Genomic DNA, 1,100 nt, shown 5'->3' with positions numbered 1-1,100 from the left:
TACGATCAGTTTTATAACAAAGTAGTGATCGAATCGCTCGAAGATATTAGCGGCGATTGGATCACACTGCAAAAGTATGAGGTACACGATGAATATAACATGGCCAAATTTTAACCGTAATCAGCTGATTCTCCTCATTTCTGGTGGGATTGTTTTACTCTTGCTCCTTTTCGCTCTTTTACGAGATGGCAGTGACACCGTAACCCTCTCTGAAGCGGCAAAGCTTATCGAAAATGATCAGATCGAAAAAGCATTCAGCGACGACGGATACACCTATTTCGCGACGAAAGAAAACGGCGTGGTGAAAATCGCGTCGTCCCAATTACCCTCAGAGTTGACCGCGCATCTCATTATCGAACCCAAAGGGGGGAGCGGTTGGGGATGGTTTTTTATCTTTTTTGCCCTGATTAGCGGTGCCGGGTTTTGGGCTTGGAAAAGCCGCCTCGGTTTTGAGGATGATACCCCGATCGAGGTACCGGCTGCCAAAGCTTCTGCTGAGCCTGAAGCACCATCTTCTTCTATCACTCCGGCGAAATCGACCGTCCGTTTCAGCGATATCGGCGGAATCGGCGATGTCAAAGAGGAACTCGAAGAGATTATCGACTTTTTGCGCAATCCGAAACGCTACTACAGTTTCGGTGCCCGTATGCCGCGCGGTGTGTTGCTCGTAGGCCCTCCTGGGGTCGGAAAAACGATGATTGCCAAAGCGGTTGCTGCCGAAGCGGATGTCCCCTTTTTCTACCAAAGCGGCGCATCATTTGTTCAGATTTATGTCGGAATGGGGGCGAAACGGGTGAGCGAACTTTTCTCTGCCGCCAAGAAAAATGCCCCTGCCATCATCTTTATCGACGAGATTGATGCAGTGGGCAAGAAGCGTGAGGGGGGACGAAACGACGAACGTGAAGGAACCCTCAATCAGCTCTTAACCGAGATGGACGGATTTGAAGAGACGAGCGGTATCGTCGTTATCGCTGCTACCAATAACATCGACGTCATGGACGCCGCATTGCTCCGCGCGGGACGGTTTGACCGCCGTATTTTCGTCGAGCTTCCGACCGCAAGTGAACGTGAAGCGATTTTGCAAAAATACCTTCGCCATA

1 protein-coding gene is annotated in these 1,100 nt (G+C 50.3%); it reads left to right on the top strand.

Going from position 1 to position 1,100, the window contains the following annotated elements; translation table 11 throughout:
* Window positions 1-88: 88 nt before the first annotated feature.
* On the top strand, window positions 89-1,100 hold a 1,012-nt coding region (locus tag A2517_RS07555), incomplete at its 3' end, for an ATP-dependent metallopeptidase FtsH/Yme1/Tma family protein (RefSeq protein ID WP_294895697.1).

The sequence above is a fragment of the Sulfuricurvum sp. RIFOXYD12_FULL_44_77 genome (assembly GCF_001830725.1).
Classification (GTDB): Bacteria; Campylobacterota; Campylobacteria; order Campylobacterales; family Sulfurimonadaceae; genus Sulfuricurvum; species Sulfuricurvum kujiense_A.
The sequence above is the reverse complement of the archived record's forward strand: the minus strand, read 5'-3'. Positions and strand labels throughout refer to the sequence as shown.